Consider the following 26974-nt stretch of genomic DNA (forward strand, 5'->3'; position numbering starts at 1 on the left):
AGGGGACTGTTACAATGAAAAAATTGACACTTTTTATACTGGTGATGATCATCGCCGCCATGATACTAACCGGCTGCGGGGCCCAGGACGCCGCGGGTGAAAAGATTTCCTCCCCCGCCTCCCAAAATGAACAAAGTTCTTCCTCTGCAGAAAGTTTGCCTGCCGAAAGCGAAACGCCTCCTCCTTCACAGGAACCGCTGACGCCTATCTATGGAAATCAGATACAGGACGGTACTTATAAAATCGAGGTGTCCTCCAGCTCTTCCATGTTCCGGATTATCGACGCTCAGCTCACCGTGGCCAATGCAGAAATGTCCGCTGTCCTCACCCTTAGCGGGACTGGTTACGAGAAACTGTATATGGGCACCGGGGAGGAAGCGCTTGCCGATTCCCAGGATAAATATATCTATTTTGTAGAGGACTCTGAGGGTAAATATACCTATCAAGTTCCGGTTGACGCTTTGGATCAGGAAATCGACTGCGCAGCATGGAGTATCCGAAAAGAAAAATGGTATGACCGTACCTTGGTGTTCCACTCCTCCCTGCTTCCTTCGGAAGCGATTTCTTCCGCTGCGCCGGCCGCCCTTCCCACCCAGGGGGAATATCAAATTCAAGTTTCCCTTTCCGGCGGTACCGGCCGCGCAGAAGTGGCCTCTCCGGCAAAGCTGACGGTGGCGGCAGACGGCGCTGCTACAGCCACGATCGTATGGAGCAGCCCATATTATGAAAATATGACGGTATCGGGTATTTCTTATTCTCCTGTCAGCATGGGAGAAAACTCCACCTTTGAAATCCCGGTAGTCCTGGACACGGATATGGCTGTCAGCGCTACTACCATCGCCATGAGCGAACCCCATGAAATTGACTATACTTTGTATTTTGATACAGCCACAATGAAACCTTTGGAGTAAATATGAAAATAAGAAAAATAGTACGAAAAGCAAGCTGTCTGCTGCTAGTGCTTCTCATGTTGTCCGGCTGCCTGCCCGCCACCCCCGCCGAACTTTCACCAGGTGAGCTTGGAAACGGCTGGCAGGTTCAAAGCAGCATGGATCTGCAGTATGCGCAAAATTTCAGCGTGGATTATTACCCTGGAGACTATACCCTGCTTTCCATCTCAGATGGTTCCCGGTTCTTAATCGTGCCCGAGGAAGGCACGGTTCCGGCCGGAATTGACGAAGATATTGTGATTCTTACCCGGCCGATTGAGGATATCTATCTGGTAGCCACCTCGGCTATGTGTTTGTTTGACGCTCTGGACGCTCTCAGCAGCATCCGGCTCTCAGGGCTACAAGCGAAAGACTGGTACATTTCAACTGCCCGCAAAGCGATGGAGGCGGGGGATATCCTTTACGCCGGCAAATATAACGCTCCTGATTATGAGCTGATCATGTCCCATGGCGCCAGCCTAGCCATTGAATCCACAATGATTAACCATGCGCCTGAGGTAAAAGAAAAGCTGCAGGAGGTAGGTATCCCGGTATTGATTGATCAGTCCAGTTATGAAACCCATCCGTTGGGACGTACGGAATGGATCAAGCTGTATGGGGCTCTTGTGGGGAAAGAAGAAGTCGCCTGCCGGCTGTTTGAAGAACAGGCTGCCTACTTACAGGCCCTGGCCGGAGAGGAAAATACCGGAAAAACCGTAGCGTTTTTCTATATTAGTTCTTCTGGGTATGCTGTAGCCAGAAAATCAGGGGATTACATAACAAAAATGATCGAGCTTGCCGGGGGAAATTACATTTTTGAGAACCTGGGCGACCCTCAAAAAGCTACCAGTACTGTCCCTTTGGAGATGGAGCAGTTTTATGCTACTGCAAAAGACGCAGATTTTATCATCTATAACAGTACTGTCGGGGGAGAATTATCCTCCTTAGAAGAGCTCATTGGCAAAAATGAGCTGCTTCGTGATTTTAAAGCGGTACAAAATGGGAATGTTTGGTGTGTCGAAAAAAATCTATTCCAAGAAACTACGCAGTTGGGTCTGATGATATCGGATATTCACCGAATGCTTACAGAAAACGATGCATCTTTAAATAAGCTAAACTTTATGTATAGGCTGCAATAACGGCCGGGACAAAAACCTGTGGGGAAAGAAGGAACAAAAATGAAAGACGAGCTTATAAAAAAACGGCTTCGCTATGCGGCTGTGCTGGTCATATTTCTTATTCTTTTCACACTGCTGCTCTTACTGAATATTATCCTCGGCAGCGTAGACGTACGGATATCGGATATTGTCAAGATCCTATTTGGACAGGGCGGGAACACTACTGATCAGGGAATCATTTGGAAGGTGCGCCTTCCCCGAACGATGGCGGCCGTTCTGCTGGGCGGTGCTCTTTCCCTTTCGGGTTTTTTATTACAAACCTTCTTTAACAATCCTATCGCCGGTCCGTATGTGCTGGGGATTTCTTCCGGCGCAAAGCTGACGGTAGCGATTTATATGGTGATGATGTTCAGCAGAACCCATGTGGTAGGATCGTACGCTTTGATTATTGCTGCCTTTCTAGGCGCTATGCTTTCTATGGGATTTGTTCTTTTGATGGCTCGGACGGTGCGAAGCGCTTCCATGCTTATTGTCAGCGGCGTTATGATCGGTTATATCTGTTCGGCAATTACCGACTTTATCGTCACCTTTGCCGACGACGCCAGTATCGTAAATCTGCACAACTGGTCCCGAGGCAGTTTTTCCGGAGTTTCCTGGCAGGATGTGCAGGTCATGGCGGTAGTAGTGCTTTTCACTTCAGCAGTGGTGTTTTTGCTTTCAAAACCTATTGGCGCTTATCAGCTGGGCGAAAGCTATGCTCAGAATATGGGAGTAAATATCAAAGCCTTCCGCATAACTCTGGTGCTTCTTTCCAGTATTTTAAGCGCCTGTGTTACCGCCTTTGCAGGGCCAATTTCCTTTGTGGGGATCGCAGTGCCCCATTTGGTAAAATCCTTTCTCAAAACCTCCAAGCCCTTACTGGTTATTCCCATATGCTTTTTAGGCGGGGCGATTTTCTGCTTGGGGTGCGATCTGATCTCACGAACCCTTTTCTCGCCGCTGGAACTGAGCATCAGTTCGGTTACCGCTGTGATCGGGGCGCCTATCGTAATAAGTATTTTACTCAGAAAGAAGGTACGGGGCTGATGGATGCGTTTTTCCGAACTCAGCGGCTAACAGTAGGTTATAATGGCATCCCACTGATTAAGGACATTGACATCCAGTTGGATAAGGGGCAGATCCTGTCGCTGATCGGACCCAATGGCTCTGGAAAGTCTACTATTCTCAAGAGCATTACTAACTATCTAAAAAGTATCTGCGGCACGGTGTATATTGATAATCGCTGCTTAGATGATATGAATAATCGGGATCTGTCTTACGAGGTGTCTGTAGTATTAACGGAAAAACTTAAGACAGAGCTTATGACCTGTGAAGACGTAGTAGCCACAGGCCGTTATCCCTATACCGGGATGTTAGGGATCCTTTCCCCAACGGATCACGTAAAAGTGCGGGACGCTATGGAACTGGTCAACGTTTGGGAACTGCGCGACCGTGATTTTACTGAGATCAGCGATGGCCAGCGCCAGAGAATACTGCTTGCCCGGGCAATTTGCCAGGAACCGCGAATTATCGTCCTGGACGAACCCACCTCTTTTCTTGATGTAAGATATCAGCTGGAGCTTCTGAATATTCTCAGAACTATGGCGAAAGAGCGGGACATTACGGTGATCATGTCGCTTCACGAACTTGATCTTGCCCAGAAGGTGTCTGATTTGGTGATGTGTGTAAAAGGGGAATTTGTTACCCGCTTTGGCAGCCCAAAAGAAATCTTCAAAAAAGAGATAATCAGCGAACTATATGAGCTGTCCAACGGGAGCTACAATCCACTTTTTGGAAGTTTCGAGATGCAACGCCCATGTGGCGCAGCTAAAGTGTTCGTGATTGCAGGCGGCGGAACGGGGATTTATGAATACCGGGCCCTTCAAAAAAAGCAGATTCCATTTGTAACCGGCATTCTCCACGACAACGATATCGACTATCAAGTCGCTCAGGATTTGGCATCAGAGGTTTTCTGCGAAGAAAGCTTTACAAAAATCAGACAGGAAATTTATGACCGTGCGCTGAAACGTTTAAGCTCCTGCGATACCGTAATACACTGTTTAAACCGCTATGGGGAAATAAACGAAAAAAACCGCCAGCTCTACCAGGAGGCTCTGTCTTTGGGGCTTAGAGTAATTCCAAGCGCCGATATCATGTAAGATGTACGCGGCAGGTTGTAAAAATATGAGTATAAATGAAAATTCCCCGGCCAGGCCGGGGAATTTTTACTCGCTTTTGTTTTAGACCGTCAAAGGAGGAGCAGCGGCGTGAGTGCGCTCCAATTTTGCATTAAAAATCGGAGCAAGCGATACATAGCTTGCTCCGACGTGGTTGGAGTGTCCTTACAGAACTTTTCCTACAGCCTTATCGAACTCCGCCGTTACTTCCGCAGACGGGGCAGGCGTTACAAGAGACACAACAACAATACATACACAGGACAAAATAAATGCAGGCAGTAATTCATAGATATTCCAAACGCCGCCCAAAGGACGAATGAACAGTTTCCATACAAATACCATAAAGCCTCCCGACAGCATACCAGCAATAGCACCAGCACGGGTTACACGCTTCCAGAACAGACACGCCAGCATCAGAGGTCCAAATACGGCGCCAAATCCTGCCCAAGCAAAACTGACAATCGTAAAAATGACGCTTTCTTCATCTGCAGCAATTACCATGGCAATCAGGGAAATAACTAAAAGTGTGATGCGGGAAATTTGCATAACCTTCTTATCTGTGGCGTCCTTTCGGAAAATTCCATGATAAATGTTTTTTGCCAACGCAGATGCCGCAATGAGGAGATACGAGTCGGAGGAGCTGATGGTTGCCGCAAGGATACCTGCCATCACAAAACCTGCCAAAAGAGGCGGCAGCAGATGGCTGGACAGAACAATAAATATATTTTCCGCCTCAGAGGAGGTTGTGAGAGCTACAGGAAATAGGGCGCGGCCAACAATACCAATAAAGACAGACACGCCAAGAGAAATTACGACCCAAATAGTCGCGATTCGGCGTGAGCGAGAAAGCTCGCTCTCCGAGCGAATCGCCATAAAGCGAAGTAGTACCTGCGGCATACCAAAGTAGCCAAGTCCCCATGCCATGCAGGAGGCAATCGACAGTATACCATAGGGTGCAGCCGATCCAAACTGAGGTTGTCCGTTTACGATCTGCTGTACACCATCTACAGTAACAGGATTAGCAATTCCGAAAAAATCAAAGAAACCGGGAATTGATTTTGCATTGGCAACCACTGCATCTAAACCACCAGCAGCGTGAGTACCTACCAAAACCACAATACTAAGCGCGACTATCATGACACAGGCCTGCATAAAGTCGGAAACACTTTCTGCCAGGAAGCCACCCAGAATGGTATATAGAAGTACAAATATTGCTCCGATAATCATCATAGGTATATATGGCATATCAAATAATGTAGAAAAAAGCTTACCACAGGTCACAAAGCAACTGGATGCGTATACAGTAAAGAAAATCAAAATAAAGAGCGCTGCAATGCTCATAATGACTTTGCGATGCTCATGGAAGCGATTAGAAAAAAATTCAGGAAGTGTAATGGATTCATCGGCGATTTCACTATAACGGCGCAGACGCTTGGAGACAATCAACCAATTAAGATATGTGCCAACAGCAAGACCGATAGCCGTCCATGCAGCATCAGAAATGCCGCACCAATAGGCAACACCGGGCAGCCCCATAAGTAACCATCCAGACATGTCAGAAGCCTCAGCACTCATGGCTGTGATCCAGGGCCCCAGACTGCGCCCGCCAATAAAGTACTCTTTTGAGCTCCTATTTGCCCTACGCGCAAAAAATAGTCCAATTAGGATGACCGCACTCATATAGATCATCATGGCAATCAGTATTTGTAATGTGTTGCTCATTACGGCTTCCTCCAAAAATTCTATTTCTTTCACAATCTATAAAATGGCAACGTACTCTTTTCTAGTTTACTGTATTAAATTAAAAAAGTCAATATAATAATCCGTAATTTAAAAAGATATTAACATTACATATTCGAATCAAAAAGAAACTTAAATGTACACGTAAGATTTACGTCATTTTCTGCAAGGTTAACATTGCCCGCTTTGCAAAACTATCTGAGAGCAAAAAAACAGAGTGCCCGTTACAGGATACTCAAATCCTATAAGGGCACTCTGCATGGTCGAGGTGACAAGACTTGAACTTGCGGCCTCTGCGTCCCGAACGCAGCGCTCTACCAAACTGAGCCACACCTCGAGGACAAATATGGCGGCAAACGCCGCCATAAAAAGTGGCTGCCCGACTAGGATTCGAACCCAGACAAACAGAGTCAGAGTCTGCCGTGCTACCATTACACAATCGGGCAACGTGATCAGTCACGAATTATATTATACCGTACCCACCAAAAAAGTCAAGCCTTTCTCTTCAATTTTTAAGAAAAAACAACCAATAATTCTTATCAAATCTGGTTTTGGCATAATTATATTTGAAGCGATCATACTAATAAAAAACAACTCGTTATATTTAAGATATTATAAAAAAACAGCTCCAAAACAATGTTCCCCCCGCGGGGCATCCGCGGCTGGTTTCGCTTTTGTAAGAAACTAGGAATAAGTTTTATTGCTCCGCAATAAAACTTATAAATCGCTTGATTATATACTGGATTTGTGTATAATTAGATATACCAAGAAAAAGCAATTCATAATAATTATTGGGAGGTGCCATGTTATGTCCACGGTTCATTTTACAAAAGATACATTTGTTTCACAAGTATTAAATTCGAAAGGACTTGTACTTGTTGATTTCTGGGCGCCCTGGTGTGGGCCCTGCAAGATGGTTGGGCCTATTGTTGATAGTATTGCCCAGGAATTTGAAGGGAAAGCGGTTGTGGGTAAGGTAAATGTAGATGACGAACAGGAATTGGCCGTAAAATTTGGTGTTATGTCCATCCCTACTATTTTAGTTTTTAAAAATGGTCAGGAGGTCAACCGTGTGGTCGGTCTCCAGTCAAAGCAAGCGCTAGCCCACATGCTGGAACAGGCATAATGATTATTGATGAAATAAAATCCTTTGCTAACGCAAAGGATTTTATTTATTTTATCGGGCAAACTTTATTATGACCTTCCAAATAAAGAGATGGCGGAGGAGTTGCGGTGATTATTATAACCGGTTCAGAAAAACCAGCGGATAAGTACCTTTATAAAATTTTAGACGCGGCTGTAAATGAATATGTTTCTATTCTTTATTCAGACGCAAGTCATCTGATTCAGCCTGAAAAAGACGCGGATATCCTTTTTTTCCGCGCGGCCCAATTTAAAGAGATTACCTGTCCTCATGGAGCGTTTATTGTCCGCAGCTCCTCCTGTTTACCTGAGAAAATTCAATGTAAAAATTATGCGGTGATTGTAGACAGCTCAGATACCGCATCCGTCAGCCAGATCGCTAAACGAAAATTAAAAGCGATCACCTGTGGACTTTCTCGTACAGATACAATTACCTTGTCCTCCTTGGCGGTGGACAGCGCTGTTCTCTCCTTGCAGCGGCCTCTTACCGCTTTTGATGGAATAATCGTTGAACCTTTTGAGCTGCCTGTATCTTTTCAAACGCCAGTGGACGCTTTTTCATTGATGGCTTGTTTTGCCGCCCTATGTCTATTAGGAGAAAAAACTCCTTTTATCCAAAAAAATCTTTGGAATTTGGCATTTTAAATCTAGGTGATTTTTGGATGGTATTTACGAAACATTTGGCAGTTATATTTAATTATGCTATGCCTATAATAATATTGCAAACGCAAGAAAAAATCTCATAAAACTTAAGGAGTGTAAAACAATTATGTCTAGAAGTAATAATCCTGTAGTACCGAGTGCTAAAGAAGCTCTTAACAAATTTAAAATGGAAGCCGCTAGTGAAGTAGGCGTAAACCTGAAACAGGGTTACAATGGCGATCTGACCTCCAGAGAAGCTGGTTCTGTTGGCGGTCAGATGGTTAAAAAAATGATCGAAGCTTACGAAAATTCCATGAAATAATTAAATTCGCTCATAACGAATTTAAATGAAAACCGAGCAGGGCAACCGCCCTGCTCGGTTTCTTTTATTCCTGTGTAAAATCTTGTGGAATATTAAACTCCGCTACTGTTCCTAAGTTTAAACGGCTGCGTATAATCAGCCCCCGATTTTCTGGGTACAACAGCCGGAGCCGAGCATTGATATTTTTAAGTCCGATATGTATGACAGCGGCTATTGGGTCGTCCGGGGTTTGGAAGGAATCTTTTAATTCCCGTAATTTTTCTGGAGGCATACCAATCCCATTGTCGATCACCTTCACCTGTAAATTTCCATTCTTATACCGAAGACGAATTTTTACTAAAATATCTTGCTCCTCCCGTTTAGAATGGGCAAACGCATTTTCAATAATCGGCTGCAGCAGCATTCTTGCAATTTTACACTGCAAGCACTCCTGTGAATACTCCCAAAACACCATAATCTTTTGACAGTAACGGTATTTTTGAAGCTCTACATACGTTTTAGCAATTTCAATCTCTTCTTTTATAGAGATCGCTTTGTCAGGAGACCCTAAAGAATATCGAAGAATATCGGATAACTGCCCTACCATCAGGACCGCGGAATTGTCAATACCGCATTTTTTCTGAATCTCCAAGGAAATACTCTGTAAGGTATTAAATAAGAAATGAGGATTGATTTGATATTGCAGCGCCGCTAACTGAGCGGAAAACAGGGAGAGTTGTCTTTGAGTGAGCTGCATATCTAAATACGATTGTTTGATAAAAGACTGAACCACATTTTGCAGAATAAAAGAATATGCGTCTTCTTTTTTATATTCCAGTACTGGCAAAGGTTTATTCTGCTGGGCCAAATCAAAGGTATTAATAATTTTACTGATCTGCCGATAGTCATTTCTTGTCCGATAAAATGAAAATATCCCGCTGATAACGATCAAAATAAAACTCAATATAACAGTTGATTTTAAAATTAAATTTGTGATCTCATATACCGAACTAAATGGAATAAGAGACGCGCAGGTAAGATTAAAATTATTAGCGGTCGGCATACGGATCTCATAGTAATCTTTTTTCCGCTGTGTACCAGAGTGACTTCCCGTAAACGATTCATCCTGAATTTTCCAATCCTCCGGTATCTGGCCGCTGGAACAGATAATGTTATTTTTCGAATCCAATAAAAGAATGCTCTGTCCCGGATATAAAACATTGTTTGCCAGCAGTTTCTCAAAATATTTCAAATCCAGGTTTACTACCATGATCCCATTATAATTCAGTTTCAAAAAAACGCTAAGCACCGGCATGGTTTCTTTTTCAAAGCTATACTGCTTAATCTGTCTAACTTCCATCCAGGAAGCAACCAAAGGAGACTGCTCTTTAAAGGAAGTATACCACTCCGTATCGAAATAAGAGGAGCGGAGCTTTCGATTACTCCCTACAATCATATAATCGCTTTCCAAGCGAGAGAGGTAAATAGAATGTATGGCGGGTTTAATTCCGCTCAAGGCGGAAATATAGTTATACATATCCTTAGTTGCCAGGGCATCCGCATAACTGATTGGGTTTCCGCCAAAGAATCCAGCAGACGCAAATTCATCTGAGGATTCGAAACAAACAAAGTTTTAAAATAGGAGATCTCTATAAAAATCTGATTAAGCTGCTCCTTTGTATATTGTAAGTTACGAGCAGCATTTTCTTCTAATTCATTTTTTAGTTTCTCTTGGGTAAATCCCAGCACAAAAAAGTTAAAAATCAACAGTGGAATCAACATCATTGCCACAGAAAAAATAAAATTCTTTTTAAAAAAAGATTGTCGTGCTCTTATGTTATCCATCTCTCTGTGAAGGAACAATCTCATCACTTCCATTTCTAAACTCTCGCGGGGTTTTTCCGTAGAACTGTTTAAACGCTCTAGAAAAATTCTTCGGGTTGTCATATCCCAACTCATAAGCCACATCATAAGTTTTTAATGAGATGTCCTGTAACATTTGCGCCGCTACCTGCATTTTATAACCAATCACATATTCTAAAAAATTTTGCCCCGTTTTTTGTTTAAATACCGTGGACAGATAGTTTTGGCTCAAACTCACCCGCAGCGCCGCCTCTTCCAAATTAGCGGTACGGGGATTTTCTTGCACATATTTCATTACAGAAAATACAATTTTGTCATAATACCCTTCTGACGGCGGCTGGGTATAATTATTGCGCTCCTTATCCAGCTCTTCACGCAGCCGAAGAAAGGTTGCGCTTAGCTGTTCCGGCTTGACCGGTTTTAAAATATAGTCCTTCGCTCCGTACACAATGGCTTGGCGAAGAAATTCAAAATCATTATAGCCGCTTAAAAGTACACTGCGTATTTTAATATGGTTTTCGCTAATCTTGCGCAGCAATTCGATACCGTCCATCACCGGCATTTTAACATCTGTGAGAAGAACATCTGTTTTACAACGGGCAAGATAATCCCATACTTTCTTTCCGTTTTCAAAGGCGCCGCATAGATGAAAGCCCCATTCTTCCCACGGGTAAAGCGAAAGCAGTCCCTCCCGAATACGAGGCTCGTCATCCGCAATAATCAAATTATACATAACCGCTCCTCCTTACCCACCACACATTTATGATCCTACCGCATCAAAAAAATGGTTTTTTATAGCCGCGCCCTGGCAAATCAAAGATTTGCCTCCGCCCACGGCGGCAAAACCCTCCGGGTTTTGGAGCGCTCGCTGCAAAGAACATCCTATGGTTTCGCAAACGCGAAACCATTCCCGGAGTTTTATTATATCATATCTCCATAATTTTTCTTTAAATATTCCAGTCCTAGCTTGGCATCCTCCACTGGACCGTTTTCATATTCCTCCGGCTCTACTCCTACAAAGCCTTGATAACCGGTTTCTTTCAGCGCCTTAAAAAATCCATCAAAATCAAAGTGTCCCCAGGAAGGATAGTACCGTCGAGTATCCGCTACCTGAGCGTAAAATATATGTTTTCCTGCCAAACGAATAGCCTCGCTTACATCTCTCTCCTCCAGATCCAAATTGAAACTGTCGATGGCAATCCCCAAAGAAGAAACCCCAATACGCTCCACCATTTCTACTGCCTCTTGAACAGTGTTAATATAGGAAATTTCTAGTCGAGTAATCGGCTCCACCGCTATACGAGCGCTCTTTTCAGCGGCATACTGGGCGCACTGTCTCAAACAGTCTTCCACATTAAGCATCCCGCACTGGCACACATCCGGCTCTCCTCCTCGAATACTTCCCAGAATAACCGGAGGATTTCCTTCTAATTCCACAGCAAGGTCAATATGATTTTTTATCCGCTGCACCGCACGCTGGCGGACAGAAGCATACTGGCTGCAAAAGCACAAATGGTCCTGGGTATACACTTTACCAGAACCGACAGCTGATACCTTTAGATTATTTTCTTTCAGCGCACTTTGGAGCATGGCGATATCCACATACTGGGCGTCCCGCACCATCAGCTCAACTCCCGTATATCCAGCTTTAGCTAGATCCCTCACCCTTTCTCTAAAGATCTGTGGGGTTTGTATGATATCATATTCCCCTTCGCAGAAATAAAATACTAAATGGCTAAACTGTCTCATTATCTTGCGCCCTTTCTCATAAAATATTTAAAAGTCCTCCGCCTGTGAAGGCGGAGAGCTTTTTCTATTAAGTTTTAGGCCGCCGCTGCTTCTTCTTTCATCGCTTCTACTACTTTTTCCAACTGGGAAATTGTATTGGCAGCAATATTCGCAGCGTCCGTCGGGGCATATGCGATTTGTTCGCAGGCACTGATAAAGATCTCCTCTACCTCCGAGTTACCGCTGTTGGAGTTCGGTTTCAATCCCGGATTTGCCATCGCATATTCGGTAGCCTGCACCACGGCGGGATTGAGCAGGTCTTGCTCTGCGCATAGGTTACGGATTTTTTCTACCGGCGGCATAGCACGGCAGTCTTTTAAAATTACGCCCGCTTCTTCGCTGTTATAGAAGTAGTTCATAAATTTCGCTACTTCTTCCACGCACTCGCACTCTTTGCTAATCCCCAAAAGCTGAGATGGGTAAACAGTAATTCCGCTGGCCTTTGCATTTTCCATCATCGGCAGAATAAACGCTGAGCCTTCCCCTGGCATATCCTGCAGCTCCGCAGGCATGGTGGAGGTCAAAGACAATTCTGTTACAAAATCTCCATTGATCCACTTCGGATTGGTCCATGGATTTTCTAAGAATACATTCGCCTCGCTGGCAGGAAGGACAACTCCCGCCTCATAAAGTTTGCCTATGTAATCCAATGCTTGTGTCAGTTCTTCCGCAGTAAAACCAAGGGTGTAATCATCGCCAACTACTTCTTTTCCGGTAAGCTGCTGCAGATAGGGAGACAATACATAGAAATATAAGGTAACGGAATCCGCATTCAGGAAATATTTATTCGCATCTTTTTCATGGACAGTTTTTCCGATCTCAAGGTAGTCTTCCCAGGTCCACTGAGTATCCATACCTGTAGGAATATCAAACTGTTCCGCCAAGGTTTTATTGATAATGTTTGCGTTGGCATTGAGTCCGGTAGGCAAAGCGATCAGCTTGCCGTTATATTCCCCATAGGAACGGGCAAATTCCATATCAAACCCGGACATATCGATAATATCGGTTAAGGTGTTCAAGTCCACAAAATAATCTCCGGCAGTAGTAAAGTCGCCCAACCAGTCATAGTCCAGCTGGACCAGATCAGCAAGCTGATTGCCGACCAATTCAGTAGCAACCTTCTCGCGGTCCGATTTGCCGCGGTATTCCGCTTCAATCGTCACATGAGGATTTTCTTTCATATATTGATCGATTACCGCCAAAGTCGCTTCGTGGCGGGCGTCGCTTCCCCACCACTGGAAGCGGAAAGTCACCGGCTGCGGCTCTTCTCCCTCAGCAGCTCCATCGGCGGTACTGCCAGTAGAACCGGTCGCGCCGTCTGCCGCCGGGGTCTCCGAGGAACCGCAGGCAGTCAACAGCATAGACAACGCCATTAATACAGCAAGAACACAACTTATATACCTTTTCATTTTTCTGTGTCTCCCTTTTTCATAGTTTTTTTAAGGAGTAATCCTTGCTCTTATTATAAATGACGAAATGCCGCCCTGTACATGTCGTTAATTTCTCAAAAGGTATCATCTTTTCCTGTTTGTTCCATAAAAAGAACAGTTCCGTAAATAATGATACTTTTTAAGAAGTAAGCAACATTTTAAAGTGAAAATACCAATGTTATACTTAAATAAGAAATCCCAGCAAAACGATGTTTTGCGCCGGACAGGGTCCGGGAAAGGTTTCGCTTTTGCGAAACCTTGGGATGCTCTTTGCAGCCAGCGCCTGAAAACGCAAAGCGTTTTGCCGCCAGGGGCGGGAGGAAATCTTCGATTTACTAAGGCGCGGCTATAAAAAATCCCAGCAAAACGATGTTTTGCGCCGGACAGGGTCCGGGGAAGGTTTCGTTTTTGCGAAACCTTGGGATGCTCTTTGCAGCCGGCGCCTGAAAACGCAGAGCGTTTTGCCGCCAGGGGCGGGAGGAAATCTTCGATTTACTAAGGCGCGGCTATAAAAAATCCCAGCAAACGATGTTTTGCGCCGGACACTGTCCGGGTAAGGTTTCGCTTTCGCGAAACCTTGGGATGCTCTTTGCAGCCAGCGCCTGAAAACGCAGAGCGTTTTGCCGCCAAAGGCGGGAGGAAATCTTCGATTTACTAAGGCGCGGCTATAAAAAACAAATGATTGGGGGAAATTTGCTATGGTTGAGCTGCGAGAGTCAGCTGCTGAGGCTGTATCACAGACACCTGCAAAGAAAAAAAGAAGTTTTCGAAAATGGAGAGGTCTCCTGTACATCACTCCCTGGCTGATTGGATTTTTTGTTTTCCAATTTGGCCCCCTGCTCGCTTCCTTTGGCTATTCCTTTACTAATTATAACATGATGAGCGCGCCGAAGTTTGTAGGGTTAAAAAATTATATTCAGCTTTTTACAGCGGATCCGGAATTTGTCAAATCCCTGACCGCTACCTTAACCTACGCCTGTATTTCTGTTCCGGCAAAATTGATCTTTGCGCTGTTCGTTGCTTATATTTTAAACTTTAAACTCAAAGGTGTCAATTTTTATCGTACAGTTTATTATATGCCTTCTATTTTAGGCGGAAGCATCGCGATTTCTGCTCTGTGGAAACTGCTGTTTATGAAGGAAGGAATTATCAACGGTCTGCTTTCCGCAATTAATATCGGTCCGGTAGACTGGCTGGGAACCCCCGGTACTGCAATGATTGTAATCTGCTTGCTGCAGGTTTGGCAGTTTGGTTCCTCTATGGTGCTGTTCCTGGCCGCGCTCAAACAAATCCCCGCTGAATTATATGAAGCGGCAGAGATTGACGGCGGCTCCAAGGTAAAACAATTCTTTAAAATTACTCTGCCCATGATAACCCCGATTGTATTTTTTAATTTAGTTATGCAGTCAATCAACGCTTTCCAGGACTTTACCGCCGCCTTTATTATTACCAACGGCGGTCCGTTAAAATCCACCTACTTAATTGGTATGAAGCTGTATGACGAAGGCTTCCGCAATTTTAAAATGGGATATGCCTGCGCCATCTCATGGGTGCTGTTCGCTATTATTCTGTTGTTTACCTTATTGGTATTCCGTTCTTCGGACGCCTGGGTTTATTATGAAGATGGGGGGGATTTCTAGTGGAAAAGCATATCGTCGCGGGGTCCCTTAAAAGAAACCGCCAACTGCGCAAAATTCTTTCCTACTGTGTCCTGACCTGTGTGGGGATCATTATGATCTACCCGTTTATCTGGATGTTCTTCGGTTCTTTTAAAACCAATGCCGAAATTTTTGGTTCCCAAAATTTGCTGCCTAACTCCTTTTCTTTTGACGCTTTTGTCAAAGGCTGGAACGGCGTAGGTCAGTATAATTTTACCGACTTTTTTAAAAACTCTATTATGATCGTGGTGCCAGTGGTATTTTTCACCCTGGTTTCCTGTTCCCTGGTAGCATATGGATTTGCAAGATTTCGTTTCCCAATGAAAAAACTTCTATTCGGGCTTATGATTTCTACTCTCATGCTGCCGGATGCGGTAATCATTATCCCCCGTTATCTGCTGTTTAATAAATTGGGATGGCTTAACACCTATAAGCCTTTTATCGTCCCGGCGATGTTCGCCTGTTATCCATTTTTCATCTTTATGCTGGTACAGTTCCTGCGGGGGATTCCCAGGGAATTGGACGAAGCGGCGGAAATTGACGGCTGCGGTTCTTTCCGGCTGTTTGTACGAATTTTGCTCCCGCTGATGAAACCGGCTTTGTTCTCTGCCGGCCTGTTCCAATTTATGTGGACATGGAACGATTTCTTTAATCCTCTGATTTATATCAACAGTGTAAAAAAATTCCCTCTTGCCCTGGGGCTTCGAATTTCCCTGGACACTTCTTCTACCGTGGCATGGGACCAGGTAATGGCAATGTCTTTGGTATCCATCCTTCCAGTAGTTCTGCTGTTTTTCTTCGCACAGAAATATTTTGTAGAAGGAATCGCCACCTCAGGCCTGAAAGGATAACCATCTAATTTAAGGAGGAACATTTCTATGGTGCAAAAAATGAAGCTTGCTTATATCGGCGGCGGTTCTACTGCCTGGGCTTGGAAACTGATGAGCGATTTGGCTTGTGATGAAACCATCAGCGGCGAAGTGCTGCTATATGATATTGATATGGAAGCCGCCAAACGCAATGAAAAAATCGGGAACTTGTCTGGAAAAGGCCGTTTTGTTTATAAGGCGGTACCTACTCTTCCGGAAGCGTTAAAAGGCGCCGATTTTGTTATTATCTCCATTCTGCCCGGCGGACTGGATTGTATGGAATCCGACGTTCATTATCCGGAAAAATATGGGATTTATCAATCGGTGGGCGATACCACCGGCCCCGGCGGAATTGTCCGGGCGATTCGTACTATTCCTATGTATGTAGAGTTTGCTCAAGCCATTGAAAAATACGCTCCTAACGCCTGGGTCATCAATTACACCAATCCTATGTCCATGTGCACCGACACCTTATACCGTGTTTTTCCTAAAATAAAGGCTTTTGGCTGCTGCCATGAGGTTTTTGGCACACAGCGTCTTTTGGCGTCTATGCTCAAAGAAGTAAAAGGATTGGAAAATGTCCAGCGCAATGAGATTAAGGTCAACGTAAAGGGGATCAATCATTTTACCTGGATAGATTCCGCTTTTTATAAGGATATTGATCTTCTGCCCCTGTACGAACAGTTTGCAGTAAAACATTACGAAGGCATTGACAACAATGACTTTGATGAGGATGATAGCTGCCGGATGTACTCGTTTAAGCATAGAATAAAGTTCGATCTGTTTTTGCGTTATCATAAGATCGCCGCTGCCGGCGACCGGCATCTAGCGGAGTTCTGCCCTGGCCAATGGTATCTGGATAATCCCGACGTAGTAAAACAGTGGGGCTTTGGGTTGACCACGGTTCCCGCCCGAAGGGAAGAATATCAGGAGCGTTATGAAAACGCGATGGCGGTAATTAATGGAACCCGGGAATTTCATCCGGAAGAATCTGGAGAAGAAGGAGTTCACCAGATGAAAGCTTTGATGGGAATGGGGGATTTAGTCACAAACGTAAATCTTCCCAACCAGGGACAGGTGTCTGATCTCCCTCTGGGGCGGATTGTAGAGACGAACGCTCATTTTACCAGCGGAAAAATTACTCCGGTAATTGCAGGCGAATTAGGCGGCGTTCCTCATGCCATGACCATCAGAGTTTCGGATAATTTTGACCAGGTGGTCACCAGCTGTCTGAAGGACGATCTGAGCGGATGCCTTTCTGCCTTCCAAAACGATCAACTGGTTACCCGTATTTCTCATGGCCAGGCGGAAGAAATGTTTATGGCTATGCTGAAAAATACAGAGGCTTACCTGGGCAGTTATAAAAAGATTTGGTAAGTAAAAATATATTAAAGGAGTTTTTTTAATGAAAGAAACGGTTATCGCAAGAAGAAAAGACTATAAAAAAGAGTTTGTAAACGGTGTTTCTCACAAGGAAATCCTAGCAAACAGCTATAAGGATGTTCAGGTTTATTATACCGTATTGCAGGCCGGAACCACTTGGAATCCAGAAAAATACGCATTTGAAGACAAATGCCAGTTTTTCATCTTTGTAAAAGGCACCGGTTATGTTACCACAAAACAGTGGTCTTATAATATCAAAGAAGCGGGTGTATTTGTACCTAACTTTGACAGAGAAAACTTTGGAATCTATGCTGCTGAAGAATTAGAATGTGTACATATCATTGCCAATATGAGCGAATATGATATTAAAGATATGAAGGCCGGGGCAATTTCCCTTCCCCGTTTCCGCCTCATGAGCGAAGGCTGGACCTATGATGAAGATTTCAAAGCTCCTGGCACCAAGTCCTGTATGCTGGTAGAACACCGCAACCTGGGACGTTTCAGTACCGGCGCTACCTTCGGCAAAGGCCCTAGCTGCAACGGCACCCATACTCATCCGGATTTGGAACAGTGGTATATCGTACTGCCCGGTTCTAAATTTACTTATACTTCCGGCGGCGATACCACCATTATGACCGAAGGCGACGTTTCCTACACTCCTCATGGAGTGGCGCACAGCAGCGAGTCTTTTGCAGGCGAACAGCTGGACTACATCTGGTTTGAGCTGTGTGAAGACGGTTATGTAGGAGAGTAATTATTTTGCTGACCTCTTGTCCCTTAATAAAAAGCGAGCAGGATTTTATCCTGCTCGCTTTTTTTATCGGCCCTGGGCCAGCCGGGTTACTAATTGTTTATCTGGATCCACAATAGCAGTGCTGAAATCTTCATAGATTACAAGCCCTGGCTTTCCCGCCGGATGTTTCTTGATGTTTTTTATCCGGGTATAATCCACAGGGACCTTTCCGGATTCCCGCGCTTTGGAGTTATAAGCCGCGATCACCGCCGCCTGCTCCAGCGTGCGGTTGGGAACCTGTTTTCCTTCTGTTACAATCACCACATGGGAACCGGGAATTTTCTGGGTGTGAAACCAAATGTCGTTATTGCGGCTGTCTCTCAAGGTCAGCCGCTCATTCTGCATATTATTTCGACCGCATAAAATGGTGAAACCATCATCCGAAAGATATCTTAAGGGGGGAAGTTTTTCTTCCTTTGTCCCCCGCCGGGCTGTACTGCGTACATATCCCTGGGACGCCAACTCGGCGCGAATTGCTGTCAGCTCGCTGTCAGTACAAGCTCTGGCCAGCTCGTCGAATACCGTTTCCAGATACAAAAGCTCCCCTTCCCCTTGGGCAATCAGTTCCCTGAGCTTTTTTTCCGCCGTATCTGCCTTTCGATATTGAGAATAGTACCGCTGGGCGTTTTGTGACGGGGTCAGCATTGTATCCAAAGGGATCACTACCTCTGGCATGCCGTCTTCATAATAATTCTGCAGACAGGCCGAAGATTGTCCTTTTTGCAGAGTGTAAAGATTGGAATTAATCAAATCACCATAAATCTTTAATTTTTCCCGCTGAGTGCTTTGTTTTAATTCCTCCCGCTGCGCGCCCAGCTTACGGGATACCCGTTCCGAAAGATTTACCAGCTGTTTTAACAGATCGGAGGAGCGCTGATGTATCCGGTCAATCCGATCCCTTTCCCCATAAAACTCATCCAAAAGCCCGCTATAACTTTCATATTCCCGGCAGACCAACGTATGGCCATACTGATTAATATCCATATAGGTAAACTCTTTCGGCCTCCCAGCACTGTCCACCAGCATAACTGGTTTATCCCTGCCCTGGGAAAGCTGATCCTGCCACTGGGAGAGATAAAACTTTAGTCGGGTCATTTCCTCTTCTGTCAGCTGGGAGAGAGTGTGATCATCCCCTTTTCCCGTTTGATAGGCAATCTCCCGGCAAACCAGCGGCGACACGCCGTCCAAAGCGCCCAGCAGCGCTTTGGAAAGAAGGTTGTCTGGCTGCTCCTGCAGCCGCCCGACGATCTGCGCCGGGGCCGTCAGCGGATCCAGCTTCTCCTGAGCGGGCAGCAAAGCATAAGACATCCCTGGCAAAATCGGCCGTACCCGCGACATTTCGTCAGTAATCCGTTTAATCGAGTCGATGATCTTCCCATCGTCTCCTATCAAAATAATATTGCTGTGCCGCCCCATAATTTCTACCGCCAAAGTGAGCACCACTTTGTCTCCAAACTCATTGGACGTTTCAAATTCCATGTGAAGAATTCGATCCCAATTAATTTGTCTTATACAAAGCAGCTTCGCCCCCGTCAAATGCTTTCTCATAAGCATACAAAACATCGGCGGACTTTTCGGATTATCCTGTGGCCCGCTGGTAAAGTGAATACGGGGATTGGAGGCGGAGGCAGAAAGTAAAAGCTTATGGTTTCCTCCCTGGGAACGCATTGCAATCACTATGGTTTCTTTGGCCGGCTGATGAATTTTATCCACCCTGCCGCCTATGATCACATCACCGATCTCCTGGTTGAGTTTATTTAAAAAAATTCCATCTATGGGCATAGTATCCCTCCCTAAAAACAGCAAGGGGCCGCAAACCGCGTCCCCTTGCCAAAAATATCAGTTTTCTCTACGGCTGTCCGTCCGGCAGGGTCTCTTCCTGGAGAAATCGCTCTATCCTCTTCAGCGCCTCCGCCAGATGATCGATGGAATAAGAGTAAGACACCCTTACAAACCCCTCTCCGCAAGCGCCGAAAGCAGTACCCGGGATTACCGCCACCTTCTGGGAATATAGCAGCTTTTGGCAGAACTCATCGCTGGTAAGGCCGGTAGACTGAATACAAGGGAATACATAAAACGCCCCTTCCGGTTCAAAGCAGGTAAGTCCCATCTTATTAAAGCCGTCTACCAATAGACGACGGCGCATATCGTATTCATCCCGCATATGTTCAATATCCCCGTCACAATTGGCAAGGGCCTCAATCGCCGCGTACTGACTGGTGGTAGGAGCGCACATGATAGCAAATTGATGTACTTTGGTCATCTGCTTAATCACCGGTTCCGGTCCCGCCGCATAGCCCAGCCGCCAACCGGTCATGGCATAAGCTTTCGAAAAGCCGTTGACAACGACAGTTCTCTCCCACATCCCAGGAATGGAGGCGATGGAAACATGCCGCCGCTCCCCATAAGTTAACTCCGCGTAAATTTCATCTGACAGCACCATGATATTGGTATCCCGTAAGACCTGTGCAATTTCTTCCAAATGTTCCCGGCGCATCACCGCGCCAGTAGGATTATTGGGAAAGGGGAAAACCAGCAGCTTGGTTTTCGGGGTGATCGCGGCCTTTAACTGCTGCGCAGTCAAACGAAAGCCATCTTCTCCCCTAGTAGCGATCGGCACTGCTTTGCCTCCCGTGAGCTGAGCAATAGGCGCATATGCCACGAAGGAAGGCTCCGGCACCAGCACTTCGTCTCCAGGGTTTACCAGCGCTCGGATACAAATATCAATTGCTTCCGAACCGCCCACGGAAACCAGCACTTCTTTTTTCGGTTGATAATCTAGCTGGAACCGCCGTTTTAAATAACTGGCAATCTCCTCGCGCAGTTTTGCCAGCCCGGCGTTGGCAGTATACCAAGTATGTCCCTTTTCTAAGCTTTCAATACCGGCCCGCCGAATACTCCAAGGAGTTTTAAAATCCGGCTCGCCCACGCCAAGGGAAATCACATCCTCCATTTCGGAAGCGATATCGAAAAACTTTCGTATCCCCGAAGGCTTGATGGCAACCGCCCTTTCACTGAGTATTTTATTGTAATCAATCACAGGGTCGTTACCTCCCTTTCATCTTTAGCGTTTTCTACCATCAGTATTCCCCGCTCTTTATACTTTTTCAGCACAAAATGAGTGGAGGTAGACTGCACCGGTTCCAAGGGAGCCAGTTTGTGGGCGACAAACAGCGCCACATCTTTAAAGGTTTTCCCGCTGATAGTAAGCGCTAAATCGTACCCGCCGCTCATAAGATAACAAGTTTCCACCTCTGGAAATTGAGAGATGGTATAAGCGATCTCTTCAAACCCCATATCCCCCTTGGGGATAACATTAATCTCAATGCGGGCACTAACATAATTTCGGTCGGTTTTATCCCAATCAATCAAAGCTTTATACCCTTTAATCACGCCTTCTTTTTCCCATTTTTCTATCTGTGCTGCAACGTCTGCTTCCTGCGCACCGATCATGGCTGCCAGCTGTGCGTGAGAGAGTTTTGCGTTATTGGCGATTACCGGAAGAAGCTTTTCCATCATTGCATTGTTCATAATTATTCTCCTTTTATAACAAAATTCCCGCGCGCAAGGCGCGGGATATTAAAAACCAATACTTTTTAGATAATCCGGAACTGGATTGGCTGGCGGGCTTTATAGAAAGTAAAGTAGTTAAATCCCGCATCCAGAAGCATCTGCATCCCAGTTTCGATCCCCCGGCCCAAATGCTCCGCCCTGTGAGCATCAGAACCGATGGTTACATATTCCCCGCCCAGTTCCCGGAAACGCTTCACATACTTAATAGAAGGCAGAGTATCCCCCAGGCTTCCAAACAAACCGGAAGTATTAATTTCAATGGCTTTTCCATTTTCAGCGACTGTTTTTAGTATTTCATCAAACATATCGTCATACCGTTTCATGTCTACCGGCAGCTTATTATCTCCTACCATATAACGCAGGGGATAGGTCAAATGTCCCATAGTATCGAATTTGTTCCATTTCGCCACTCGAATCAGGTAGGTATAATAATCCGTCAGCATCCGATATGCTTCCTCCAAAGTTATTTTGGAGAAATCAATATCATAATAATCGGTGCCGTCGCTGTCATAGTGCTGAGAGGCCATGACCATATCAAAATCGAACTTATTAATCATATAATCGGTAAGAGCTTCATCGTGAAGCACATCGGACATTTCTACCCCAGCCATCACCGCCAGCCGGCCTTTAAAAACCACCTTAGCTTTGTTGGCTTCAAAGCAGGACTGGGTAATGCGCATCTCATAATGATCAAGCTCAAAGTCCAACAGCTCACAATGATCGGTAAAACAAATTCCGGAAATATTTTTTTCTACCGCTTTTTCACACATAAAGGTAATAGAATGTGTTCCGTCAAAGGAATTGTCGGAATGTAAATGACTGTCAAAAAGATTAATAAACATATTCTTTCTCCCATTCTTAATGAAACTAAATATACCTTTTCCAACATCCTATCCCAAAAAGATTTCTATCTTCCCACTCTTTTATATGATTATAGCACAAACCACCACAAATAGTATAGTATTTTCGTAAAATTCGTGGTATACTTATTGTTGTTTTTCTTTTTACTGAACTTTTCACCTAGGAATAAATTGTTATATGGAGGTTCAACCAATATGCGTGCTGTATTAACTGTTGTAGGAAAAGACCGAGTAGGAATTATGTCCAAGGTTTCTGAGAAATGCGCTGATTGCAACGCCAACATTATGGAAGTCACTCAGACAATTTTACAGGAACTGTTCTGCATGATTATGATGATCGATATCAGCAAGCTCAACTGTGAGCTGTCTGAAATGGTCTACCAGATGGATCAGCTGGGAGAACAGATGGGGATGTCCATCCATATTATGCATGAAGATATCTTCAATTCCATGCACCGAATTTAAGAAAGGAAACGTTCTGTTATGCTCAATGTTAGCGATATATTGGAAACGATCCATATGATCCAGGACCAAAACCTGGATATTCGTACGATCACTATGGGAATTTCTCTTCTGGACTGCGCGGACAGTGATATTGACCGCAGCTGTGAGAAGATTTATAACAAAATCACTACCCTGGCCAAAGATTTGGTAAAAACCGGCGAGGATCTGGAAATGCAGTATGGCATTCCCATTATCAATAAACGTATTTCGGTTACCCCTATCGCGATGCTTCTGGCGGCCTCCGGCGGAGACCCGGTGAAATATGCCCTCGTTTTGGAAAAAGCGGCCTGTGAGGTGGGCGTCAATTTTATCGGGGGATTTTCCGCTTTGGTACATAAAGGTTTTGCCGCCGGCGACAAAGAATTGATCGCCGCAATCCCGCAGGCTTTGGCGGCCACAGAACATGTATGCTCTTCGGTGAACATCGGCTCCACTAAAACCGGCATCAATCTGGATGCGGTAAAAATGATGGGCGAAGTGGTTCACCGCTGTTCCAAGATTACCCAGGACCGTCAGTGTATCGCCAGCGCTAAACTGGTGGTCTTTTGCAATGCCCCGGAGGACAACCCGTTTATGGCAGGGGCTTTCCATGGCCCAGGCGAGCCGGACTGTGTAATCAACGTAGGGGTTTCCGGTCCAGGCGTAGTACGGGCGGCCCTGGCTCAAAACGGCAAGGACTGCGATATTACTGAAGTGGCCGATATCATTAAGCGCACCGCTTTTAAAATTACCCGTATGGGCCAGCTGATCGGCTCGGAAGCATCCAAGCGTCTGGGAGTACGGTTCGGTATTGTGGATCTGTCATTGGCTCCCACCCCGGCGGTGGGGGATTCTGTGGCTCATATTCTGGAGGAGATCGGCTTGGAGCAGTGCGGCGCCCCTGGTACTACCGCAGCGTTGGCCCTGCTCAACGATGCTGTCAAAAAAGGCGGCGTAATGGCTTCTTCCAATGTAGGCGGGCTGTCCGGCGCTTTCATCCCAGTATCGGAGGATGCGGGTATGATTGACGCCGCTCGTTCGGGCGCCTTGTGTATCGAAAAATTGGAAGCCATGACCGCTGTATGTTCCGTTGGGCTGGATATGATCGTTATTCCCGGCGACACTCCGCCGGAAACTATCTCCGGTATCATCGCCGATGAAGCGGCCATTGGCATGGTTAACTTTAAAACTACCGCCGTCCGTGTAATTCCAGCAGTGGGCAAGCAGTTTGGAGAAGAATTGGAATTTGGCGGGCTGCTTGGCAGCGGACCGATTATGAAGGTCAATACCTTCTCCCCTGCGAAGTTTATTAACCGGGGAGGGCAAATCCCCGCGCCTTTGCAGAGTCTAAAAAATTAATGACAATACAACAAAAAAGCCTGGATATAATCCAGGCTTTTTTGGTGGAGCGAGTGTATTTTTATTTTACGGCCCTACGAAATATAATCGTACCTGCCGCCGCTAGGGAGATTATCCCGCCTGCAGCGGCCAGGAAAAGATGATCCCCCGCGTCGGCTTCATCAGCCGTCAACGCAGGTAAACAAACTGGCAGCCTCTCTTTAGAACAAAAGAGCAGACCGAAATATTTCGGCCTGCTCTTTCTCAATTATTCTTCCTGAGCGTCAATCACTACTGCACCGTAAGGAACAGGCCTTGCCAGGAACACTCCCTGGGCAACGCCATACAGCTTTTTCATACATTTACGCGCAAGGGTACGGTTATCAAAAATTCCGAACACAGCAGAACCGCTTCCGCTCATCAGAGAACCCAAAGCGCCAGTCCCAATCATCTTATTACGGATAATATGGATATCTTCTACATCCGCCACTTCTTCCAATACATTATACATACTGGAGGCCAGATCTTTCAAATTTCCGATATGTAGCTGTTTGATCAGATACTCAATGTCCGGGCTGTGCTCCGCCCCGTACTTATCATATCGGCGATAGCTGTCCTTTGTAGAAATTCCCATGGTCGGTTTGGCAATAACCAGATAACATTTTGGAAGGTCCGGCAAGCGGTTAAACTGATTGCCGATTCCTGTAGCATGTTGGGTGCCGCCTACAATACAAAATGGCACATCCGCGCTGACTTTGACTCCCAGCTGACAAAGGGTCTGTTCGTCTGCATTTACATCAAACAATGTGTTCAGCCCTACCAAAACTCCTGCCGCATCGGCACTTCCGCCGGCAAGACCCGCTTGGATGGGAATACGTTTTTGTATATCAATGGCTATTCCCTGGGAGGGAATATGAAACTCATCAAAAAACATACGGGCCGCAATATGTGCGTAATTGCTTTCATCGCACGGCACACGGGGGCGGTCGCAGGAAATAAACACCCCTGGACTGTCCATCTTTGAAATGGTCACCGTATCGCCTAAATCAATCGACTGCATGATGGTATCAATATTATGATAACCATCTTCACGAATACCGGTAATATCAAGAGATAAATTGATTTTGCCGGGAGCATTAACGACTACGTTTTTTTTCAAATCGCTCACCCACCTTGTCAAGTTACTCTGTATTTCCTCCTGGAAAATAGCTATTTTACAGGGGAAAACACAGTTTCCTGTGTTACTATTTTACCATATAACCTATGTTTTTTCCATACCTTTTTGTTCAACTTTCTGAATATTTACTAAATAGCCTAAAAAAGCCGATAGATTTTATATCTATTGCCTTTGCGGGACACATCTCGTGACAACAAAAGCATTTGATACATTTAGAAGGTACAATTACCGCTTTTCCCTTTGTAATCTCAATAGTATGCGCTGGACAAATTTGGGCGCAGCGCCCGCAGCCAATACAATCCTTGACCCGAATTACCGGACGCGGGGAAAGCTTTCCTTGATATCGGTCCATGATCGCCGACAACGGTTTTGGCAGAGCGGACGCAAAATTGAGTTTCTTCGTGGCGGGCTTTTTAAGGTTTTCCAAAGGCCGAACAGCGTTTCTATCCCCTTGGATATCCACCTGTCTCCAATCCTTCGGACAGAGCTCCCTCTCTATAGCGCAGCGCACCATCGGCACTTGCGAGGGGGTAAATCCCAATATATAACACATCACCAAATCCAAAGCATACAGATTTTCTGCTGTGGCCGCCGCCGTGATCCCCATATGCCTGGGAACGCCGCCGGTAGGGCCGTCCCCTTCCATACCGTCTACCCCGTCAACAATGGTAAGTCCGGGACGTACCAACAAGGAAAGATCAATCAGCATCTGGGCAAATTTTTCCCCTTCTGGAAAACGGTAATGCAGTTGAGGTTTTAATAATCCTGGCACACAGCCGAACAGGTTTTTCACCCCGCAGCTCATAGCAGTCATACAGTGAGTTTTCAGCTTGCACAGGTTGATTACAAAATCCGCATTTCCAATGGGATCGATAATATCAAATTCATGGCATACCTTACCCTGGGGTATCCGAAAAACTTTAGAACCTAAATCGGTATTTAACATCGCGCCGCACTCATTTGCTGCCGCCTTCATTCCTGTTTGTTCATAAACTCCCATTAACAGCGGCTTGCTGTACAGCCCTCCCGGGCTGTCGGCAATGGTTATATCCTTAATCCCCAGCTCCCGCAGATGAAGTATTACCGCCTTTACCAAGGCAGGGTGGGTGGTAGCCGCCATCTCCGGGCGGCCCTTCATAATCAAGTTTGGTTTTATAGTAACCTTCATTCCGGGACGCAGACTTTCTTGGGGAAGCAGAGAAAAATGTCTAGCTACTGCCTGTTTCAACACCGGCAGGGAATATTCCTCTGCCGTTACTAACGAAATTTGATACATATGCTGGCTCCCTTACGGAATCTTTCTATTTTTTATAGCCGCGCCTTGGTAAATCGAAGATTTCCTCCCGCCCCTGGCGGCAAAACGCTCTGCGTTTTCAGGCGCCGGCTGCAAAGTGCATCCCAAGGTTTCGCAAAAGCGAAACCTTCCCCGGACTCTGTCCGGCGCAAAACATCCTTTTGCGGAGATTTTTTATAGCCGCGCCTTGGTAAATCGAAGATTTCCCCCGCCCCTGGCGGCAAAACGCTCTGCGTTTTCAGGCGCTGGCTGCAAAGTGCATCCCAAGGTTTCGCAAAAGCGAAACCTTACCCGGACTCTGTCCGGCGCAAAACATCCTTTTGCTGGGATTTTTTATAGCCGCGCCTTGGTAAATCGAAGATTTCCTCCCGCCGTT

The 26974-nt window shown here is 45.6% G+C and carries 25 protein-coding genes and 2 tRNA genes; 13 read left to right on the plus strand and 14 right to left on the minus strand.

Annotated features, from left to right (window positions below):
• Positions 1–14: 14 nt before the first annotated feature.
• Genes H8705_RS11050 through H8705_RS11065 form a run of 4 tightly spaced genes read left to right on the plus strand, consistent with a single transcriptional unit; the run spans position 15 to position 4245 of the window.
• Complete coding sequence (locus tag H8705_RS11050) at positions 15–911, plus strand: hypothetical protein (protein WP_262395845.1); 897 nt, start codon at positions 15–17, stop codon at positions 909–911.
• Between the two features lie 2 nt (positions 912–913).
• The gene (locus H8705_RS11055) at positions 914–2068 is read left to right on the plus strand and encodes an ABC transporter substrate-binding protein (RefSeq protein ID WP_262395846.1); all 1155 of its coding nucleotides are present in this window, start codon (positions 914–916) and stop codon (positions 2066–2068) included.
• A 39-nt stretch (positions 2069–2107) separates the two neighbouring features.
• Positions 2108–3133: a FecCD family ABC transporter permease gene (locus tag H8705_RS11060; RefSeq protein ID WP_262395847.1), complete on the plus strand. Its 1026-nt coding sequence runs from the start codon at positions 2108–2110 to the stop codon at positions 3131–3133.
• On the plus strand, positions 3133–4245 hold the full coding sequence (locus H8705_RS11065) for an ABC transporter ATP-binding protein (RefSeq protein ID WP_262395848.1): 1113 nt from the start codon (positions 3133–3135) through the stop codon (positions 4243–4245). The genes H8705_RS11060 and H8705_RS11065 overlap by 1 nt, the downstream gene beginning before the upstream one ends.
• A gap of 183 nt (positions 4246–4428) precedes the next feature.
• Here the strand turns inward: H8705_RS11065 and putP are convergent, their stop codons facing one another.
• The 3 genes from putP to H8705_RS11080 form a co-directional block, all read right to left on the minus strand.
• The gene (putP, locus tag H8705_RS11070) at positions 4429–5985 is read right to left on the minus strand and encodes a sodium/proline symporter PutP (RefSeq protein ID WP_262395849.1); all 1557 of its coding nucleotides are present in this window, start codon (positions 5983–5985) and stop codon (positions 4429–4431) included.
• A 278-nt stretch (positions 5986–6263) separates the two neighbouring features.
• A tRNA-Pro gene (locus tag H8705_RS11075) sits at positions 6264–6340 on the minus strand.
• Positions 6341–6375: 35 nt separating this feature from the next.
• A tRNA-Gln gene (locus H8705_RS11080) sits at positions 6376–6449 on the minus strand.
• Between the two features lie 362 nt (positions 6450–6811).
• Between H8705_RS11080 and trxA the strand changes: the two genes are divergently transcribed.
• The 3 genes from trxA (at position 6812) to H8705_RS11095 (ending at position 8110) form a co-directional block, all read left to right on the plus strand.
• Positions 6812–7129 (plus strand): thioredoxin, encoded by a 318-nt coding sequence (trxA, locus tag H8705_RS11085; RefSeq protein ID WP_262395850.1) that lies wholly within the window; start codon positions 6812–6814, stop codon positions 7127–7129.
• A gap of 107 nt (positions 7130–7236) precedes the next feature.
• Positions 7237–7791, plus strand: coding sequence for a hypothetical protein (locus H8705_RS11090; protein ID WP_262395851.1), 555 nt, complete (start codon positions 7237–7239; stop codon positions 7789–7791).
• A gap of 124 nt (positions 7792–7915) precedes the next feature.
• The gene (locus H8705_RS11095) at positions 7916–8110 is read left to right on the plus strand and encodes an alpha/beta-type small acid-soluble spore protein (RefSeq protein WP_262395852.1); all 195 of its coding nucleotides are present in this window, start codon (positions 7916–7918) and stop codon (positions 8108–8110) included.
• Positions 8111–8174: 64 nt separating this feature from the next.
• On the opposite strand, the gene H8705_RS11100 is transcribed toward H8705_RS11095, so the two are convergent.
• From H8705_RS11100 to H8705_RS11120, 5 genes are all read right to left on the minus strand, one after another.
• Entirely contained in the window at positions 8175–9545 is a 1371-nt protein-coding gene (locus H8705_RS11100) for a sensor histidine kinase (protein ID WP_262395853.1), read from the minus strand.
• 56 nt (positions 9546–9601) lie between these two features.
• Positions 9602–9967, minus strand: coding sequence for a hypothetical protein (locus H8705_RS11105; protein WP_262395854.1), 366 nt, complete (start codon positions 9965–9967; stop codon positions 9602–9604).
• On the minus strand, positions 9927–10685 hold the full coding sequence (locus H8705_RS11110; protein ID WP_262395855.1) for a response regulator transcription factor: 759 nt from the start codon (positions 10683–10685) through the stop codon (positions 9927–9929). Before H8705_RS11110 ends, H8705_RS11105 begins: the two co-directional genes overlap by 41 nt.
• Positions 10686–10873: 188 nt before the next feature.
• Positions 10874–11701 carry a sugar phosphate isomerase/epimerase family protein gene (locus H8705_RS11115; RefSeq protein ID WP_262395856.1) on the minus strand — a complete coding sequence of 276 codons (828 nt, stop codon included), beginning with the start codon at positions 11699–11701 and terminating at the stop codon, positions 10874–10876.
• A gap of 74 nt (positions 11702–11775) precedes the next feature.
• On the minus strand, positions 11776–13149 hold the full coding sequence (locus H8705_RS11120) for an ABC transporter substrate-binding protein (protein ID WP_262395857.1): 1374 nt from the start codon (positions 13147–13149) through the stop codon (positions 11776–11778).
• A 719-nt stretch (positions 13150–13868) separates the two neighbouring features.
• On the opposite strand from H8705_RS11120, the gene H8705_RS11125 reads away from it, so the two are divergent.
• Genes H8705_RS11125 through H8705_RS11140 form a run of 4 tightly spaced genes read left to right on the plus strand, consistent with a single transcriptional unit; the run spans position 13869 to position 17834 of the window.
• Entirely contained in the window at positions 13869–14810 is a 942-nt protein-coding gene (locus H8705_RS11125) for a carbohydrate ABC transporter permease (RefSeq protein ID WP_262395858.1), read from the plus strand.
• The gene (locus H8705_RS11130) at positions 14810–15679 is read left to right on the plus strand and encodes a carbohydrate ABC transporter permease (RefSeq protein WP_449355748.1); all 870 of its coding nucleotides are present in this window, start codon (positions 14810–14812) and stop codon (positions 15677–15679) included. The genes H8705_RS11125 and H8705_RS11130 overlap by 1 nt, the downstream gene beginning before the upstream one ends.
• A 27-nt stretch (positions 15680–15706) precedes the next feature.
• A complete protein-coding gene (locus tag H8705_RS11135; RefSeq protein WP_262395859.1) occupies positions 15707–17074 on the plus strand; it encodes a family 4 glycosyl hydrolase in 1368 nt (455 codons plus the stop codon).
• Positions 17075–17102: 28 nt separating this feature from the next.
• Complete coding sequence (locus tag H8705_RS11140; protein WP_262395860.1) at positions 17103–17834, plus strand: cupin domain-containing protein; 732 nt, start codon at positions 17103–17105, stop codon at positions 17832–17834.
• Between the two features lie 63 nt (positions 17835–17897).
• On the opposite strand, the gene H8705_RS11145 is transcribed toward H8705_RS11140, so the two are convergent.
• The 4 genes from H8705_RS11145 to H8705_RS11160 all read right to left on the minus strand — a co-directional run bounded on the left by H8705_RS11145 (position 17898) and on the right by H8705_RS11160 (position 22288).
• Positions 17898–19655 (minus strand): Rqc2 family fibronectin-binding protein, encoded by a 1758-nt coding sequence (locus H8705_RS11145; RefSeq protein ID WP_262395861.1) that lies wholly within the window; start codon positions 19653–19655, stop codon positions 17898–17900.
• A gap of 67 nt (positions 19656–19722) precedes the next feature.
• Complete coding sequence (locus H8705_RS11150) at positions 19723–20913, minus strand: aminotransferase class I/II-fold pyridoxal phosphate-dependent enzyme (RefSeq protein WP_392392088.1); 1191 nt, start codon at positions 20911–20913, stop codon at positions 19723–19725.
• On the minus strand, positions 20910–21404 hold the full coding sequence (locus H8705_RS11155; RefSeq protein ID WP_262395862.1) for an Lrp/AsnC family transcriptional regulator: 495 nt from the start codon (positions 21402–21404) through the stop codon (positions 20910–20912). Before H8705_RS11155 ends, H8705_RS11150 begins: the two co-directional genes overlap by 4 nt.
• Before the next feature lie 65 nt (positions 21405–21469).
• Positions 21470–22288, minus strand: coding sequence for a histidinol-phosphatase HisJ family protein (locus H8705_RS11160; protein WP_262395863.1), 819 nt, complete (start codon positions 22286–22288; stop codon positions 21470–21472).
• Positions 22289–22501: 213 nt separating this feature from the next.
• Here H8705_RS11160 and H8705_RS11165 point away from each other — a divergent pair, with 213 nt between their 5' ends.
• On the plus strand, positions 22502–22771 hold the full coding sequence (locus H8705_RS11165; RefSeq protein WP_262395864.1) for an ACT domain-containing protein: 270 nt from the start codon (positions 22502–22504) through the stop codon (positions 22769–22771).
• 18 nt (positions 22772–22789) lie between these two features.
• Entirely contained in the window at positions 22790–24148 is a 1359-nt protein-coding gene (locus tag H8705_RS11170) for a PFL family protein (protein WP_262395865.1), read from the plus strand.
• 247 nt (positions 24149–24395) lie between these two features.
• Here H8705_RS11170 and ispE read toward each other — a convergent pair whose 3' ends face one another.
• Together ispE and H8705_RS11180 are read right to left on the minus strand one after the other, a co-directional pair.
• Positions 24396–25286, minus strand: a complete 891-nt coding sequence (gene ispE / locus H8705_RS11175) for a 4-(cytidine 5'-diphospho)-2-C-methyl-D-erythritol kinase (RefSeq protein ID WP_262395866.1) — start codon at positions 25284–25286, stop codon at positions 24396–24398.
• Positions 25287–25413: 127 nt separating this feature from the next.
• Positions 25414–26580: a DUF362 domain-containing protein gene (locus tag H8705_RS11180; protein WP_262395867.1), complete on the minus strand. Its 1167-nt coding sequence runs from the start codon at positions 26578–26580 to the stop codon at positions 25414–25416.
• Positions 26581–26974: the final 394 nt, after the last annotated feature.

This window comes from Youxingia wuxianensis, from assembly GCF_014385085.1.
In the GTDB taxonomy this organism is placed as follows: domain Bacteria; phylum Bacillota; class Clostridia; order Oscillospirales; family Ruminococcaceae; genus Youxingia; species Youxingia wuxianensis.